1 protein-coding gene is annotated in these 507 nt (G+C 62.5%); it reads right to left on the reverse strand.

What is annotated here, in order from left to right:
- Positions 1 to 110 precede the first annotated feature (110 nt).
- Positions 111 to 507, reverse strand: a 397-nt coding sequence (locus tag AC1DVK_RS27225; protein WP_477627862.1) for an MMPL family transporter, incomplete at its 5' end; no start/stop codon positions are given.

Consider the following 507-nt stretch of genomic DNA (forward strand, 5'->3'; position numbering starts at 1 on the left):
CAAAACTGATGATGTTAAAAATCAGGGCATGCCGCATGAACGGAATGTCGCGCCGGATTTTGAAGAATTCCATCTGGGGTCCTTGGGAAACTCAGGAAAAAAGGCCGGGATTACTTGGTCGCCACGGCGCCGGACGCGGCGGGCCGCCACACGGTGCCGATGGAAACCGACTTGAGCTTTTTCTGGCGGCCATACCAGAGGTTGACCAGGCCACGCGAGAAAAACACCGCCGAGAACATGCTGGTCAAAATACCGATGCAGTGCACCACCGCGAAGCCGCGGACCGGGCCGGAACCAAAGGCCAGCAAGGCCAGGCCGGCGATCAGCGTCGAGATGTTGGAGTCCAGGATGGTGGCCCAGGCCCGTTCATAGCCCGCGTGGATGGCCGCCTGCGGCGATGCCCCGCTGCGCAGCTCTTCACGCACGCGCTCGTTGATCAGCACGTTGGAGTCGATGGCCATGCCCAGCGCCAGCGCCATGGCCGCCATGCCGGGCAGGGTCAGGGTC

Source organism: Peribacillus sp. P4_B1, from assembly GCF_056402395.1.